The following is a 14,501-nucleotide window of genomic DNA, read 5'->3' on the forward strand; positions in this document are numbered from 1 at the left end:
TTACACGGTTGCTTCAGCTTTCTTCCACGGTGCGCCAACCAAGCTCCAGGTGGGGCTGTTGAGTGCTAAATCCATGTCACGAGCGAAGATAGCGAATCCGTCGTAACCGTGGTAGGGGCCGGAGTAATCCCAGGAGTGCATCTGACGGAAGGGTAGAGCCATCTTCTGGAAGACGTACTTCTCTTTAATCCCTGAAGCAATCAGATCCGGCTTGAGTTCCTTGACAAACTCCTCAAACTCAAAGGCAGAAACGTCATCGTAAATCAGGGTGCCGTTTTCGATGTAGTGGGTGGTACGTTTGTAGTCGTCGTTATGACCAAACTCATAACCTGTACCGATTAGCCTCATCCCCAAGTCATAGAATGCAGGGACAACGTGGCGAGGACGTAAACCACCCACCATCAGGGCGACAGTCTTGCCTTCTAGGCGTGGGCGATATTTTTCGAGTACGGCTTGGGTTTGAGCTTCGTACTTAGCAATAACTTCTTCTGCTTTTTGCTGGATTGTTTCGTCAAATTTGGCAGCAATCATCCGCAGAGATTCAGCAATCTTGGTCGGGCCAAAGAAGTTGTACTCTAACCAGGGAATCCCGTAGGTTTCTTCCATGTGACGGCTGATGTAGTTCATCGAGCGGTAGCAGTGAACTAGGTTCAGCTTCACGGTGGGTGTCATTTCCATCTCGTGCAGGGTACCATCCCCTGACCACTGGGCAACGACACGTAAGCCAATTTCTTCTAATAGAATGCGGGACGACCAGGCGTCACCACCAATGTTGTAGTCTCCGATAATCGCGACATCGTAGGGAGTGCCTTCAACGTCTTTTGTCTTCTTCTCAGAGCCTTTGAATACCCAGTCACGTACAGCGTCGTTGGCAATGTGGTGACCGAGAGACTGGGACACACCCCGGAAGCCTTCGCAACGGACTGGTACTACAGTCTTGCCGATTTCTTTAGCTGACTTTTTGGCTACTGCTTCGATGTCATCCCCAATTAGACCGATGGGACATTCGGACTGGATGGAGACGCCTCGGTTGAGGGGGAAGAGTTCGTCTAGTTCTGTGATTAGTTTGGCGAGTTTCTTGTCACCACCAAAAACGATATCTCGTTCTTGGAAGTCGGAGGTGAACTGCATCGTGCCAAAAGTGTCGATGCCTGTGGTGCCGATATAATAGTTGCGGCGACCAGACCAGGAGTAGTAACCGCAGCCGACAGGCCCGTGACTGATGTGGATCATGTCCTTAATCGGACCCCAAACCACACCCTTAGAACCAGCGTAGGCACAGCCACGGGTGGTCATCGATCCAGGCAGAGACTTGATGTTAGACTTAACGCCGCAATCAGACTTTCCTTCTTCGTAAACGTTTAGGTGCTTTTCCCGCTTTTTGCGACCTTTCTCAGGGTAGGCTTCCAGGACTTCTTGGATTAGCTCTTTCTTCTCTTCTACTGTCATGGTCTTCCTCTCTTCAATGGGTTGAGTGGGGGGAGAGAGGGGGGGGCTGGTGTCGCCCACCCCAAGGACTTGGTTGGGGGGTATGGTGGAGGTGGGTTTTGCCCACCTACGGCTTGGGATTTGAACTAGACAGCAGCGACAGGTACTTCGTCTGCGGTCTTGCCGACGAGGTGCTCGAACTCTTTGTCGTCGCCGAGGATTCCGAATTGCACGAGTAAGTCTTCTAACTCGTCCATCGAGATGGGTGTAGGAATGGTGAGGTTCTTGTTTTCCTTGATCTTCTTGGCAAGAGCACGGTACTCATTGGCTTGGTTGCAGTTAGGTGCATACTCAATGACCGTCATGCGGCGTAGTTCTGCGTGTTGCACAACGTTGTCGCGGGGAACGAAGTGAATCATTTGAGTATTCAACCGCTCTGCCAAGGTTTCAATCAGCTCGATTTCCCGGTCAACTTTACGGCTGTTGCAGATTAAGCCACCTAGGCGTACACCGCCAGAGTGAGCGTACTTGAGAACGCCTCGTGCAATGTTGTTGGCGGCATACATTGCCATCATTTCACCGGAGGTGACGATGTAGATTTCTTGAGCTTTGCCTTCGCGGATTGGCATGGCAAATCCACCGCAAACAACGTCTCCTAACACGTCGTAGCTAACAAAGTCGAGGTCTTCGTAAGCGCCATTTTCTTCGAGGAAGTTGATGGCGGTGATGATACCCCGTCCTGCACAACCTACACCGGGTTCTGGGCCACCAGACTCAACGCACTTGACACCTTTGTAGCCAGTGAGTAGTACTTCTTCGAGTTCTAGGTCTTCTACTGCGCCACGCTCAGCAGCTAGCGATAGAATGGTGGTCTGAGCTTTAGAGTGCAGCATTAGACGAGTCGAGTCGGCTTTCGGGTCGCAACCCACAATCATGATGCGCTCGCCCAGTTCTGCTAAACCGGAAATTGTATTTTGGGATGTGGTGGATTTACCGATACCGCCTTTGCCGTAGAAAGCTATTTGTCTCATTGCATCGTCAGACATTGGTTTTTCTCCTGAGTTGGTTTGTGTGTCGTTGGACGCTATTGCGTCTGTCTGTAGCTAACGAGCGATTGCAGTTCACCTGTAGGTGTCTCACTAGGGTGAGGGCCTTGAGAGACGCCACAGGTGGCGATCGCTCGACAGGTAAGATAGGTGTTACCTGGAAGAAAAAAGTTTTCATGGTTTGTTGTTTGTTGTTTGTGATTGGCTGTTCGTGAGGATTGAACAATAACCAATAATCACTAACTAAACGGCTTCGACTACAAGGCTGGGTAGGACGCGCTCTTGCAGGCGTGCTTCGATCGCAATCTTCAGAGTCGCTGTACTGCTGGAACAGGAACCGCAAGCGCCTTTGAGCTGGACTAAAACGCGATCGCCTTCTACATCGAACAGTTCTACATCTCCACCGTCTAAAGCCAGTACGGGCTTGACTTCTTCGTTGATGACTTGTTGAATTAGTGCGATTTTTTGCACAGTGGTGAGGGGGCCTTGAGCTTTGGCTGTAGCCAAATCGCTTGCAACTCTCACGCTCATCTCTCTCTCGGCTGCCAGCGCGGCTTCATGTCCTACAGCGGAGAGCAAATCATCAATCCCTGCCAAACATGAACCGCAACCGCCACCGGCTTTAACGTAGCTGGTTACCTGTTCTGCCGTTGTGAGGCTGTTTTCGCGAATCACTCGGCGAATCTTGGCTTCGCTGATACCAAAGCAACTGCAAATCAACGCGCCTTCATCGTCGTCTTCGTGAGTGACTAAGGGGATGCCGCGATAATTGTAAATGGCGGCTTCTAATGCTTCTTGCCCCATCACTGAGCAGTGCATCTTGGCTTCCGGCAGACCGCCCAAGAATTCTGCAATATCTTTGTTCGTAATATTGAGGGCTTGATCTAAGGTTTTGCCTTTGATGATTTCAGTCAGTGCAGAGGAAGATGCGATCGCACTGGTACAACCAAAGGTTTGAAAACGAGAGTCGAGAATCGTGTCGCTGTCTACTTCTATCTTCAGGTGCAGTCTTAGGGCATCTCCGCAAGCAATACTGCCTACTTCACCGAAAACAACTGCAATCCCTGATTCATCTTTGTCTTCTAGCGCTCCCTGATTCTTGGGATTGTAGAAGAGTTCCATTACTTTGTCGGTATAGTCCCACATGGCTGATTTTGGATTGGAGATGAGTAATATCGAATCCGTTGGTGTCGGAATAGGATGTTTTTTTTAACGCAGAGGTTGCAGAGGAAAGCGCAGAGGTTCGCAGAGTTTTTGGGGCTTAATCTTAGTTAATTCCGATGCAAACGAAGATGAGTAATTAGGGAGGGGTGTGATAATTAGAAACAATCTTTGCTAATCTCTAGAGCCTGTCTGCAATCCTCTCCTTTCTCTTTCTCTGCGTTCTCTGCGCCTCTGTGGTGGCCTGCGGCAAGCCGCTGCGCGTCTACGTTAAACAGTCCCTAGTTTCTAGCCCCTGAAAGAGTTTGTTCTTGTTCTTGGAGCCAACCTGCTGCGTCGCTGCTGAAGGGTGACATTGCACGCAGACGTTCAACAATACCGGGCATAACGGCTATCACTGCATCAATTTCGGCGTCTGTCGTGTAGCGGCAAAGGCTGAAGCGGATGGAACCGTGCAAGATGGTGTAGGGTAAGCCCATTGCCCGCAGTACATGAGAAGGCTCAAGAGAACCAGAAGTGCAAGCCGAACCGGATGAGGCACAGATTCCATATTGGTTGAGTGATAAGAGAATCGCTTCCCCTTCGATAAACTTGAAGCCGATGTTGGTTGTGTTGGGTAACCGATTTTTGCGATCGCCATTAACTTCGCAGTCGGGGATGGTTGCAAGGAGGGTTTTTTCTAAGCGATCGCGCAGTTGCTTTTCTCTCTGGGTGGCTTCTGGCAGATGCAACAGTTCCAGTTCAGCCGCTTTACCCAAACCAATGATACTTGCAACATTCTCCGTACCACCCCGACGCCCTCTCTCTTGGTGTCCACCGATGAGTAGGGGGCGGAATCTAACACCTTTGCGGACATAAAGAGCACCAATTCCCTTGGGGGCGTGTAGCTTGTGACCGGACAGGGTGAGCATGTCGATGGTGCTATTCTTCATATTCAGGGGGATTTTACCCACGGCTTGCACCGCATCTACATGGTAGGTAATGCCCCGTTCCTTGACAATTTGCCCAATTTGTTCTATTGGAAACACTACACCTGTTTCGTTGTTTGCATACATGATGGAAACGAGGGCGGTATTCCCGGTGAGGGAGGCTTCCAGTTCATCTAAATCAATTTGTCCATGGCGATTCACCGAAAGATAAGTAACGGTATAGCCCTGTTTTTCCATCAACTTGCAGAGATTCAAAACCGCTGCATGTTCAACTTGGGTGGTAACGATGTGGCGCTTTTCGGGTTGAGCGAGGAGGGCTGCACGAATAGCTGCATTATCGCCTTCTGTACCGCAACTGGTAAAGACAATTTCTGAGGTATCAGCACCCAGGAGGGCGGCAACTTGCGATCGCGCTTCTGATATCGCTCGACCCACTTGCCCACCAAAGGTATGCATCGAAGAGGGGTTGCCGTAGAATTCAGTGAGGTAAGGTAACATGACCCGGACGACGGCATCATCTACCTTAGTTGTGGCGTTGTTATCAAGATAAATACATGTTTGCATGAGCTTTTCCCAACTTGATTATGATGTGGCGAGAATTTAACGTTTATTTGTTGATAATCAAGGTTGAAGGTTGGGTCGGAAGGTTGAAGGTTGGAAGTTCTAATCTGTAACCTGCAACTTGCAACCTTCAACTTGCTAACCCGTTAAGCCTCAACCTTTGGGGCTGTTTGCATATATTGGTCGTAGAATTCCCGTGCCACTTTCTCAATCACGTCATAAGCCTCAACAGTCTGGATTCCGGCTTTGTGCAATTCATCTTGTGGACAGTGACCAATCTTGGAAACCAACACGGCTTTGCAATCGGAAATCGCTTTGATGATGTGTTCTAATGTGGCTTCTTCGCCGTAACCGCTTTGGCAATAGTGGTCAATCTTGCGGTGCCCGACAAACTTGGCATCATTAGCATCCACTTCAAAAATCTGAAATTCCTTGGCATGACCAAAGTGTTGATTGACCAATCCGCCGCCCTTGGTTGCTACTGCCACCAAGATTTTGGGACTGTTAGCCACTTTCTTGGCACCTTTCACCTTCGCTTTGGCAGCTTGAAGTTGTTCCTTAAACTGCTCAATCCCAGCGTGAACTTCTTGCCGTTGCTCCAGGTTGTATTCTGGTGCCATTTCCATGAACTTCTCTTTGGTGAATTCTTGCGAACGGTCTTCACCCAACAGTCCCACCGCATCGGCACGACACTGGCGGCAGTGGCGCATCATCTTCATATTGCCGGAGCAATTGTCTTGCAGCGTTTTCAGCTCTTTGGGTGTGGGACCACGTTGACCGGTTAAGCCGAAGTGAGTGCCGTGTTCCGGGGCAGAAATCAAGGGCATTATATTGTGGAGGAATGCCCCTTTGGAGCGGATGACTTCATCCACTTCCACGAGGTGCTCGTCATTAATCCCCGGAATCATCACGGAGTTAACTTTGCAGAGAATGTCAGCTTCTCTGAGTGCCTGCAATCCTTCCATCTGCCGTTCATGCAGAATTCGAGCCGCTTCTAAGCCTTTGTAGCGCTTCCGTCTGTAGTGAACCCAAGGATAAATTTTCGTGCCAACTTCGGGGTCAACCATATTAATAGTAATGGTGACGTGATCGACGTTGAGTTGTTTAATACGCTCCACATGATCGGGAAGCATCAAACCGTTGGTTGACAGGCACAGCTTGATATCCGGTGCTTTTTCGGCAATTCGCTCAAATGTCTCAAACGTCTTTTCTGGGTTCGCCAATGGGTCACCCGGTCCTGCAATTCCCAGTACAGTCATTTGGGGAATCTTACCGGCAATCACCAGCACTTTGTGTGCGGCTTCTTGCGGTGTCAGCAACTCACTGACGACACCAGGACGACTTTCGTTGGCACAGTCGTATTTGCGATTGCAATAATTACATTGAATGTTGCAAGCTGGGGCTACTGCAACGTGCATCCTTGCATAGTGATGATGGGCTTCTTCGCTATAGCAAGGATGCTTGGCGATGCGCTCCATCATTTTGGCATCTAGCTCGTTTGCCGAGCTATTCGTACTGCTGCAACCGCAGCTACCTGATTTTTTATCCTTAGTCGTTTCTTGGGTGGAAAGTAGTGCTGTAGATTGTGGCATCGAATTTCGTGGGTCAGATTACTGGTCTGTCGCGATGTCTGTGAAATATCTACTTCGAGTCGATACACTTACTGATTTCGATCAAGAAGGTTTTTTCTCTTTCGAGAGCTAAGCAGTGTCTGTTGTTCGTTATTGAATTTATAGCAACTGCCTTAAATCGATGCCGTGCATCTGGCCCGGATTCAGATTTATTGAATTAATTAAGTTGTACTCATCGGCCTCAAATGCAAGAGTAGCCGACATGCAAAAAAAAATTTGGGTAGAGGCGCTAGTATTTATTGGCTAGGGGACGAGTATTTATGAGGGAGGGGGCTTGTTTTTTTGTACTCAAGTCAAACCTAATCGCGGCGAAGGTTTGAGGATAGTTTCAAACATTTCTGTATGAGAGCAAACCTGTACTCAAAAGCTCTCAATTATCGAATCATTAAAAGTCTGCTGAGTCCTACAGACAGGTTGAAAAAAGCAGGGAGGCGGACTGAAGCCTCCCTTAGAGCTTCCACGAAATTCTATTCTGTATATAATGTAGCATTTTTTTGTTAATCAACTGAATTTTAGAGAATTTTAATATTTCTCTTTAGGAGGAAGACTTAAATTATCTATAGGCAACTTTCTTGTCCATTGAACTCACTGTTGAGTACAACTTTATGCTGGCAAAACAACAAGTCCAAAACACCTTCAACGGGTTATCTGGAAGGGATTTTATCTTGAGTACATGAATACTAGACCCCTTGATGATCAATACTCGTACCTTGGTCAAAAAATACCAGAACCCCTACCCTAAAAGAAATTTTAAATACCGAATAGAGCGGGATTTAGGGTTTTGAGTACATCCTTAATTATTTCAATAAATCTGATCGACATCAAATTCCATGTCGTGATGGGAACCGCCTGATATAAGCAGGGAGACAGACAAGTTCCTTTCAACCACGAAATTTGATGTTACCGCCCTTCATTTCACAGACTGGCAGAGCCTGCACAATACCGGATTCGGTCAATGCCCCTGTGCAAGAGAGGCAACCCTCCCAAGTTCACTCTGGACTAAAGGCTAAGGAAAGAGGTCAGTTTCTTAATCCTGATCCGATTAAAGGAGAAAGACAAGAGGCGAGACTCCAGGGCAAAGCATATACCCTCCCTCAAGGAAATCCCCTGGCGATAGGATGGCAGATTCTGCTGGCTGATTTTCGCATTATCTTTGAGCGAGATCCAGCAGCACGCAACTGGCTGGAGGTGCTGTGCTGCTACCCTGGTTTGCACGCACTCGTCCTGCATCGCATTGCTCATGGGTTACATTTGCGCCAACTTCCTTTCCTCCCCCGTTTGATTTCCCACTTCAGTCGGTGGTTAACGGGGATTGAAATTCATCCAGGAGCAGTGATCGGACGGGGTGTGTTTATCGATCACGGCATGGGTGTTGTGATTGGAGAAACTGCGATCGTAGGAGACTACACCCTGATTTATCAAGGCGTCACCTTAGGCGGGACGGGTAAGGAAAGTGGTAAACGCCATCCTACTGTGGGAGAGCATGTCGTGGTTGGCGCAGGTGTAAAAGTTTTAGGCAATATCCAAATTGGCAATCATGTCCGCATCGGTGCCGGCTCGATTGTACTGCGGAATGTGCCTGACCATTGCACCGTAGTGGGTGTGCCTGGTCGAATTATCCGTCGCTCTGGCGAGGGAGTCTGTCCTTTAGATCATGGACAGCTACCAGATACCGAAGCTACTGTGATTCGCGTTTTGCTGAATCGCATTGAGCGGTTGGAACAACAACTGCAAACCTTACAGATGATCAGCGGTAACAATCATGCTTCCACCCTCTAGTTCTAATACCTCAGTCGGTCAGATTGTGAATGTTTCCCGTATTCTGCGCTGGCAAATCTATCACCGTTTGCAAGAGTTGAGAATTCCTTGTTGGTGTCCGGCGGATGGTTCTCTTCGGGTTGAGGTGAATGATAGCGTTTCCGCAATGCTGGTTCGCAGTACTGTGCAGCAATTTGTGGCACCTCGGCAAGAGTTAGTGGATTGGTTAGAGCGGTGCTGGCAGATTTAAAAGAAATGGTACTCAATTAAGGGGAAAGTGATCGTTTCTTGGAAAAACCCAGATTGGGGGGTTTCCCCCCAAACCCCCTCCTCACTAAAGCTCCGGTGGGGGACGGAGTGCCTCCCCCAGGCCCCCTGCACAAGGGTTGGTTGGTGAGGTGGGAGATTTTTTAAGTCAGTGCCATTCGATTTAAAACAGTGAGCAGTGAGCGGATGGATGGCGGGAAATTTCTAGTTATCGCCAACACATTGTAGGATTTTTGGTCGTTTTTCTTGAGAAATATTAGAAACAACACACCAGCGAATATATCAAATTCAAGAAAAACTGTACATCAGTATTCAAGGGATTTAAGGTCAGAGTCCAGCAATGAGGCTCGCTTCTCACCTTAAATTCCTAAATTGGACAAAGTCCATTCATACTCAGGAGTAAATTGATGACACAAGCTGTATTAAGACCCTTTGGTCAAGTAGACAACAACCCCATTGGCTTGGGACAAGATGTGACTGTTCCCGTTTGTGAGGGCTTAAATCTTGCGCTTGCGAGTTTCCAAGCTCTTTACTTGCAATATCAAAAGCACCATTTTGTAGTGGAAGGTGCTGAATTTTATTCACTACATCAGTTTTTTCAAGACAGCTACTCAGCGGTTCAAAGCCATGTTCATGAGTTAGGAGAACGCTTAAATGGCTTAGGTGGTACACCAGCAGCTAGCTTTGGCAAATTGTCAGAACTGTGCTGCTTTTCACCAGAGTCAGATGGTATTTTTCAGGCTCGTCAAATGCTGGAGCATGACCTGAAAGCAGAGCAAGACGTGATTAATTTGCTGCGTCGTCAGGCTTCCCAAGCGGAGAGTGTGGGAGATCGCGCCACGCGCTACTTGTACGAGCAAATCTTATTGCAAACTGAAGATCGGGCTTTTCATCTAGCTCACTTTTTAGCGGAAGATACGCTAGTTCTGAGCCGATAAATGAACTCAGTTGCATTCATATTATAGCCAGAGCCAAGACTCAAGCTTCCAAAATTTAGATTTTGTTATTGGCTCTCTGCATTAGCTATTCCCCACTAAGAGAGGTGAAATGTATCGTCATGGAATGCGCTCAAAACAAGACCGAATTCATCAACTTTTTACAAGGTGAACTCGATATCTCCGATGATGCGATCGCCGTGGCGCTACGTCACCGAGAGCAAGATGCAGGGCCTTTGCACATGATTCTCTGGCAGTATGGCCTGGTTTCTTTAGAACAGCTACAGCAAATTTTTGATTGGCTAGAATCTTCCACGTCGCTTAAATTTTGTAGTCCACTTTTAGAGTGAGAAAGCAGTCGATTAAAACGCCAAACGTTGATTTTCTCTGGGACACCCCCACACACCAAACGTAAACAGTTTCTGCTTCTCCAGCTTAGGGAAAAAGAAATGAACCAAATCCGAATTAATGACACAACACTCCGGGATGGCGAACAAGCCGCAGGCGTCGCCTTTAATGTAGATGAAAAAGTAGCGATCGCCACTTTTTTAAATGCGATGGGCGTGCAAGAATTAGAAGTCGGTATTCCTGCAATGGGTACCGAAGAAATAAAAGCGATCGCAGCCATTAATGACCTTGGACTTTCTGCCGAATTACTCGGTTGGAACCGCGCTGTACGCTCAGATATTAGCGCTTCTATCGCCTGCGGTCTGAAGCGAGTCCATATCTCCGTTCCCGTTTCTGAAATCCAAATTGCTGCCAAGTTTCACGGACTCTGGCGAGTGATGCTGGAGCGATTGCAAGAAACCATTGACTTCGCCTTAGAGCAAGGTTTGTTTGTGTCAGTCGGAGGAGAAGATTCCTCCAGGGCGGATGAAAATTTTCTCCTAGACGTAGCCCTTTTAGCTCAAGAATGGGGAGCCTCACGGTTTCGCTTTTGCGACACGGTAGGCATTCTCGACCCCTTCACTACTTACACCAAAGTCCGCAAATTGGTGGACTCGCTATCCATTCCCGTTGAAATGCATACCCATAATGATTTGGGTTTAGCCACTGCCAATGCTCTGGCTGGCATTAAAGCGGGAGCCAAATCCGTTAATACTACGGTGAATGGATTAGGTGAAAGAGCTGGTAATGCGGCATTGGAAGAAGTCGTCATGGCTCTGAAACGGATTTACGGAATCCACGCAGGCATTGACACCCGACGTTTGCTGGAATTGTCTCAAATGGTTGTTCGGGCATCCGGTTGTGCAGTACCGCCTTGGAAAGCGGTGGTGGGTGAGAATACCTTTGTTCATGAATCTGGAATTCATGCAGCGGGCGTTCTGAAAAACCCAATTACTTATGAACCTTTTGCCCCCGAAGAAGTTGGCTGGGAGCGGCGTTTAGTTGTGGGGAAACATTCAGGTCGGCATCTCGTATCCAACGTGTTACAGCAGCATGGTGTGACATTGGAAAAAGAGGAAACTCAGTATGTTTTGGATGCCGTCAGACATTTATCCGTGCAAGTTAAACGAAGTTTAACCGTAGAAGAATTACTTAATTTAGTACCAAATAGGAGGATAGCCAATGGCATCAGATGAAGTGGAATTAGACAGTCCACCGACCTTTGAAATCGGTCAAAAGGTACGGGTACGCAAGCTAATTCGCAACGATGGCACATTTCCGGGTCAGGAAATCGGGGCAACTTTAGCGAAGAAAGGCGATGTTGGCTATGTCGTTAGCATTGGTACATTCTTGCAAAGTTCCTATATCTACGCGGTGCATTTTATGACAACGGGATTTATCGTCGGTTGTCGCAAAAAAGAACTAGAACTCGCTGAGGAAATTAAGTATGAAAGTAATGTTGCGTCGCGGTGATAGCGGACAGTTGGTCGTCTATGTCGCTAAGAAAGACCTTGAAGAAGAAGTGGTACAGGAAACGCAAGGAGAATCAGGGAAAATTTTTACTTTAGCGAATGGTTGGGAGCTGGCAATGCCGCCTCTGGAGGAACCTTTAAAGTTACCAAAAACTGTGGAGGCGAAGCGGCTGGCTTAATCAGTAGAGAGAGGGAATGAGACATTAGCTTTAACCCTCTAGCCCCCTTCTTTGGGAGAGAAGGGGGAGCCAGACTCTCCTCTAATACCTAGTGCAAGAAGGCAGAAGATAAAAGGCAGTTCGCGCAGCGTTCTGGGCAGGAGTAGGCAGAAGGCAAGAAAGTTTGTACAGTAAGCTTTTTAACCTTTTTCAACTGGATAGTTATTTCTGCCACGCTGCACTAGTTGAAGTCATTGAGTTTACCTATTAACAAGACATGGATAATTTTAATTATAAGCTGGTGTCAGAATTTCGCATTGAAGGACAGTTTTTAGGTTTCGCGAGTGATGAGTTTGGCAAACTAAAATACTTGCGTGTGGCGATTGAGACGGGCGAGTTTCACATTAAAGTTCCAAAAGAATCGCGTGCTTTTTTCATGCGAATCTTACGACCCAGTGACCAGATCTTAGTGATTGGGACAAAGAAATTAGATAAGCATACAGGCCAATTCAAATTAAAAGCTGAGCAAGTCAACAAGCTCACCCTTGACTCACAAGAAATGATTCCTCAGCAGCAAGTATTGCATACTCGACCGAAAGCGAAAATTCTGATGTGTCAAAAGTCGGGTTGTATCAAGCGAGGGGGTAAACGACTATGTCAAGAATTAGAGGCGACTTTGTGCGATCGCGGTTTGCAAGACCGAGTGAAAATTGAGCGGACAGGTTGCCTTAAACGCTGTTCCCAAGCACCCAATTTAGTCTTAATGCCTGGTAAAACTCGCTTAAGTGGGATGCATCCAGAGGCGATCGCAACTCTGATTGAAAATCTCTAAAAGCTGGCTGGTTTCGCATAATATGAGCCAAGACTATTCATGGACAGTACCATCTGGCATGATGGTATCAAAAAGCCTTGCTCCATTTAAATTTACACCTCTTAAATTGGCTTTTTTAAGATTTGCTTTTTCTAAGTTGGCATCTCTTAAATCTGCCCCAGCTAGGTCAGCAAATGAGAGATTAGCCCCACTTAAATTCGCCGCTTGAAGTAATATACCACATAGGTTGGCTGAGACTAAATTCGCACGACTTAAATTAACTTTTTCCAAATTTAATCCCACCAAATTGGCTCCCGCTAGGTTAGCCCCACTGAAGTTTGTCCGATCATCAACTTTGGGTTTTGCCTGCTTTAAATTGGCTTGATAAAGGTTTGCTGCTGCTAAATTGGTATTCTGCAAATTGGCATGTTTAAGATTTGCACCATTTAAATCGGCTCCAGTCAGATTTGCCCCCTCCAAGTTAGCCTCCTCCAAATTGGCTTCACTGAGGTTGGCCTGAAGAAGTATGGCACTTCCTAAATTAGCCTGAGTGAGGTTGGCTTGGCTCAAATTAGCTTCACTCAAGTCAGCCGCTTGCAGGTTAGTCGAAGTCAGGTTTGCCCCTTGTAAATGCGCTTTAGCGAGGTCTACATCATTCAAATCGGCACCTGCAAAATTAGCCTTTTTTAAGGAAGCATGAGGAGCAATTAGGCAAGCACCAGTGGATGCAATATCAAAACCTTGGGGAAAAACAGTTGCTCGATTGTAAATTGCTTGTTCGAGATTAATCCCTTGAAAATTTGCTCCTTCTAAATGGGTTTCTATCAGATTGGCTTGGCTTAAATCGGCTTGGCTCAAGTCGGCTTGAGTGAGGGTTGATTGTCTCAAATTAGCCTTGCTCAGATTGGCCTGACTCAGGTTGGCTCCATTCAGGTTTACTTGTTGCGATAGATTGGCTTCACTCAGGTTAGTTTTGCTGAGGTTGGCTTTTTCTAAGCTTGTTTCTTTGAGTGTGGCATGGCTGAGGTCGGCCTGTTCTAGGTTTGCCTCTTTCAGGTTTGTCTGCCATAAATTAGCTTTACTCAATTGAGCTCCCCTCAGATTGGCACCGCTTAGATTGATCCCACTGAGGTTAGCCTGCGCGAGTTTAGCTTGGCTCAAGTTGGCTTGGCTCAGGTTCAAGTCATAGCTGAGGAACTTTCCGGCTAAATTAATTCCGCTGAGGTTAGCTCCTGTAAAATCACGTTTCTGCTCGTTATACTGCCTCAAAAATTCTCCAGTGCTGATCGCCTTTGAGACGGCGCTGGGCGAAATCGCCCTTTCGGCGGTATTAAAGGAAATCTCGGATTCCGGACTCGCTTCAGGCCAAGTATTTGTCTGTTCATCGACATCACACTCAGCCTCCTCAAGCTTCACCCATCGATTCGCCAATTCCTCATCCATCACTGGCATTTCAAACGCCTCGATTCCATTGAGGCTCTCATAGGTATCTAAAGTATCAAACGTTCCGTTCCAATCAACGAACGGATGTTGATTTTGTTGCCAATCGGGATGTTGCTGCTGTTGCCAATAGGTCAGTTTTTCACACAGCTGCCCGATCGCTTCTTGTAAATTTTCCAGCATCGGCAACTCAGCCCGTGTGTTGAATCGTTCGATCAGACGCTCTAACTGGCGTTTAACGTTTACTGTATACTTCGCTAAAAGATTCTGCCGCTCTTCTAAAAGCGAAATCCTCGACACCAAAGATACTAGATCCACTTGTGGGACAGACATATTCATTAATATAGTTTTGGCGACCACAGCTATTTCCATTGTCTTCATCAAGTAAAGCGATCGCCAAAATTCAGCCCATACCCTTGTGGTTAAGCAGCAATTAGGCCGCCTTAGCCACGCTTTGACAAGGTTATAACCTCTAACCTAATTCGTTAAGCGAGTGATGACTGCTTTTCCGCCCCAT

General features: G+C 47.3%; 15 protein-coding genes. 8 read left to right on the forward strand and 7 right to left on the reverse strand.

The annotated features are described in order from the left end of the window. From nifD to nifB, 6 genes are all read right to left on the reverse strand, one after another. The gene (nifD, locus tag MIC7113_RS06270; RefSeq protein ID WP_015181337.1) at window positions 1-1,449 is read right to left on the reverse strand and encodes a nitrogenase molybdenum-iron protein alpha chain; all 1,449 of its coding nucleotides are present in this window, start codon (window positions 1,447-1,449) and stop codon (window positions 1-3) included. 125 nt (window positions 1,450-1,574) lie between these two features. After that, on the reverse strand, window positions 1,575-2,474 hold the full coding sequence (gene nifH / locus MIC7113_RS06275) for a nitrogenase iron protein (protein WP_015181338.1): 900 nt from the start codon (window positions 2,472-2,474) through the stop codon (window positions 1,575-1,577). Then, window positions 2,467-2,652 carry a hypothetical protein gene (locus MIC7113_RS36020; RefSeq protein ID WP_155897947.1) on the reverse strand — a complete coding sequence of 62 codons (186 nt, stop codon included), beginning with the start codon at window positions 2,650-2,652 and terminating at the stop codon, window positions 2,467-2,469. The genes nifH and MIC7113_RS36020 overlap by 8 nt, the downstream gene beginning before the upstream one ends. Window positions 2,653-2,717: 65 nt before the next feature. Then, the gene (gene nifU, locus MIC7113_RS06280; RefSeq protein WP_015181339.1) at window positions 2,718-3,620 is read right to left on the reverse strand and encodes a Fe-S cluster assembly protein NifU; all 903 of its coding nucleotides are present in this window, start codon (window positions 3,618-3,620) and stop codon (window positions 2,718-2,720) included. A 296-nt stretch (window positions 3,621-3,916) separates the two neighbouring features. Continuing rightward, a complete protein-coding gene (nifS, locus tag MIC7113_RS06285) occupies window positions 3,917-5,128 on the reverse strand; it encodes a cysteine desulfurase NifS (protein WP_015181340.1) in 1,212 nt (403 codons plus the stop codon). Window positions 5,129-5,271: 143 nt separating this feature from the next. Next, window positions 5,272-6,717 (reverse strand): nitrogenase cofactor biosynthesis protein NifB, encoded by a 1,446-nt coding sequence (gene nifB, locus MIC7113_RS06290; protein ID WP_015181341.1) that lies wholly within the window; start codon window positions 6,715-6,717, stop codon window positions 5,272-5,274. A gap of 1,164 nt (window positions 6,718-7,881) precedes the next feature. On the opposite strand from nifB, the gene cysE reads away from it, so the two are divergent. The 8 genes from cysE to MIC7113_RS06330 all read left to right on the forward strand — a co-directional run bounded on the left by cysE (window position 7,882) and on the right by MIC7113_RS06330 (window position 12,565). Next, entirely contained in the window at window positions 7,882-8,535 is a 654-nt protein-coding gene (gene cysE, locus MIC7113_RS06295) for a serine O-acetyltransferase (protein ID WP_155898157.1), read from the forward strand. After that, the gene (locus MIC7113_RS06300) at window positions 8,519-8,764 is read left to right on the forward strand and encodes an Asr1405/Asl0597 family protein (protein WP_015181343.1); all 246 of its coding nucleotides are present in this window, start codon (window positions 8,519-8,521) and stop codon (window positions 8,762-8,764) included. Before cysE ends, MIC7113_RS06300 begins: the two co-directional genes overlap by 17 nt. 424 nt (window positions 8,765-9,188) lie before the next feature. Beyond that, on the forward strand, window positions 9,189-9,719 hold the full coding sequence (locus MIC7113_RS06305; RefSeq protein WP_015181344.1) for a DNA starvation/stress protection protein DpsA: 531 nt from the start codon (window positions 9,189-9,191) through the stop codon (window positions 9,717-9,719). A 119-nt stretch (window positions 9,720-9,838) separates the two neighbouring features. Beyond that, window positions 9,839-10,066, forward strand: coding sequence for a DUF2949 domain-containing protein (locus MIC7113_RS06310; protein ID WP_015181345.1), 228 nt, complete (start codon window positions 9,839-9,841; stop codon window positions 10,064-10,066). A gap of 99 nt (window positions 10,067-10,165) precedes the next feature. Continuing rightward, on the forward strand, window positions 10,166-11,299 hold the full coding sequence (gene nifV / locus MIC7113_RS06315) for a homocitrate synthase (protein WP_015181346.1): 1,134 nt from the start codon (window positions 10,166-10,168) through the stop codon (window positions 11,297-11,299). Continuing rightward, entirely contained in the window at window positions 11,286-11,576 is a 291-nt protein-coding gene (locus MIC7113_RS06320; protein WP_015181347.1) for a nitrogen fixation protein NifZ, read from the forward strand. The genes nifV and MIC7113_RS06320 overlap by 14 nt, the downstream gene beginning before the upstream one ends. Continuing rightward, complete coding sequence (gene nifT, locus MIC7113_RS06325) at window positions 11,551-11,754, forward strand: putative nitrogen fixation protein NifT (RefSeq protein WP_015181348.1); 204 nt, start codon at window positions 11,551-11,553, stop codon at window positions 11,752-11,754. Before MIC7113_RS06320 ends, nifT begins: the two co-directional genes overlap by 26 nt. A 256-nt stretch (window positions 11,755-12,010) precedes the next feature. Next, on the forward strand, window positions 12,011-12,565 hold the full coding sequence (locus tag MIC7113_RS06330; protein ID WP_015181349.1) for a (2Fe-2S) ferredoxin domain-containing protein: 555 nt from the start codon (window positions 12,011-12,013) through the stop codon (window positions 12,563-12,565). Window positions 12,566-12,598: 33 nt separating this feature from the next. On the opposite strand, the gene MIC7113_RS06335 is transcribed toward MIC7113_RS06330, so the two are convergent. Beyond that, window positions 12,599-14,317, reverse strand: a complete 1,719-nt coding sequence (locus tag MIC7113_RS06335; protein ID WP_051055591.1) for a pentapeptide repeat-containing protein — start codon at window positions 14,315-14,317, stop codon at window positions 12,599-12,601. Window positions 14,318-14,501 lie beyond the last annotated feature (184 nt).

The sequence above is a fragment of the Allocoleopsis franciscana PCC 7113 genome, assembly GCF_000317515.1.
GTDB classification, from domain to species: domain Bacteria; phylum Cyanobacteriota; class Cyanobacteriia; order Cyanobacteriales; family Coleofasciculaceae; genus Allocoleopsis; species Allocoleopsis franciscana.

Bases quoted from the DNA above. Each gene is read 5' to 3' on its own strand.
- nifD (WP_015181337.1), bottom strand. From the start codon at position 1,449: ATGACAGTAGAAGAGAAGAAAGAGCTAATCCAAGAAGTCCTGGAAGCC.
- nifH (WP_015181338.1), bottom strand. From the start codon at position 2,474: ATGTCTGACGATGCAATGAGACAAATAGCTTTCTACGGCAAAGGCGGT.
- MIC7113_RS36020 (WP_155897947.1), bottom strand. From the start codon at position 2,652: ATGAAAACTTTTTTCTTCCAGGTAACACCTATCTTACCTGTCGAGCGA.
- nifU (WP_015181339.1), bottom strand. From the start codon at position 3,620: ATGTGGGACTATACCGACAAAGTAATGGAACTCTTCTACAATCCCAAG.
- nifS (WP_015181340.1), bottom strand. From the start codon at position 5,128: ATGCAAACATGTATTTATCTTGATAACAACGCCACAACTAAGGTAGAT.
- nifB (WP_015181341.1), bottom strand. From the start codon at position 6,717: ATGCCACAATCTACAGCACTACTTTCCACCCAAGAAACGACTAAGGAT.
- MIC7113_RS06300 (WP_015181343.1), top strand. From the start codon at position 8,519: ATGCTTCCACCCTCTAGTTCTAATACCTCAGTCGGTCAGATTGTGAAT.
- MIC7113_RS06305 (WP_015181344.1), top strand. From the start codon at position 9,189: ATGACACAAGCTGTATTAAGACCCTTTGGTCAAGTAGACAACAACCCC.
- MIC7113_RS06310 (WP_015181345.1), top strand. From the start codon at position 9,839: ATGGAATGCGCTCAAAACAAGACCGAATTCATCAACTTTTTACAAGGT.
- nifV (WP_015181346.1), top strand. From the start codon at position 10,166: ATGAACCAAATCCGAATTAATGACACAACACTCCGGGATGGCGAACAA.
- MIC7113_RS06320 (WP_015181347.1), top strand. From the start codon at position 11,286: ATGGCATCAGATGAAGTGGAATTAGACAGTCCACCGACCTTTGAAATC.
- nifT (WP_015181348.1), top strand. From the start codon at position 11,551: ATGAAAGTAATGTTGCGTCGCGGTGATAGCGGACAGTTGGTCGTCTAT.
- MIC7113_RS06330 (WP_015181349.1), top strand. From the start codon at position 12,011: ATGGATAATTTTAATTATAAGCTGGTGTCAGAATTTCGCATTGAAGGA.
- MIC7113_RS06335 (WP_051055591.1), bottom strand. From the start codon at position 14,317: ATGTCTGTCCCACAAGTGGATCTAGTATCTTTGGTGTCGAGGATTTCG.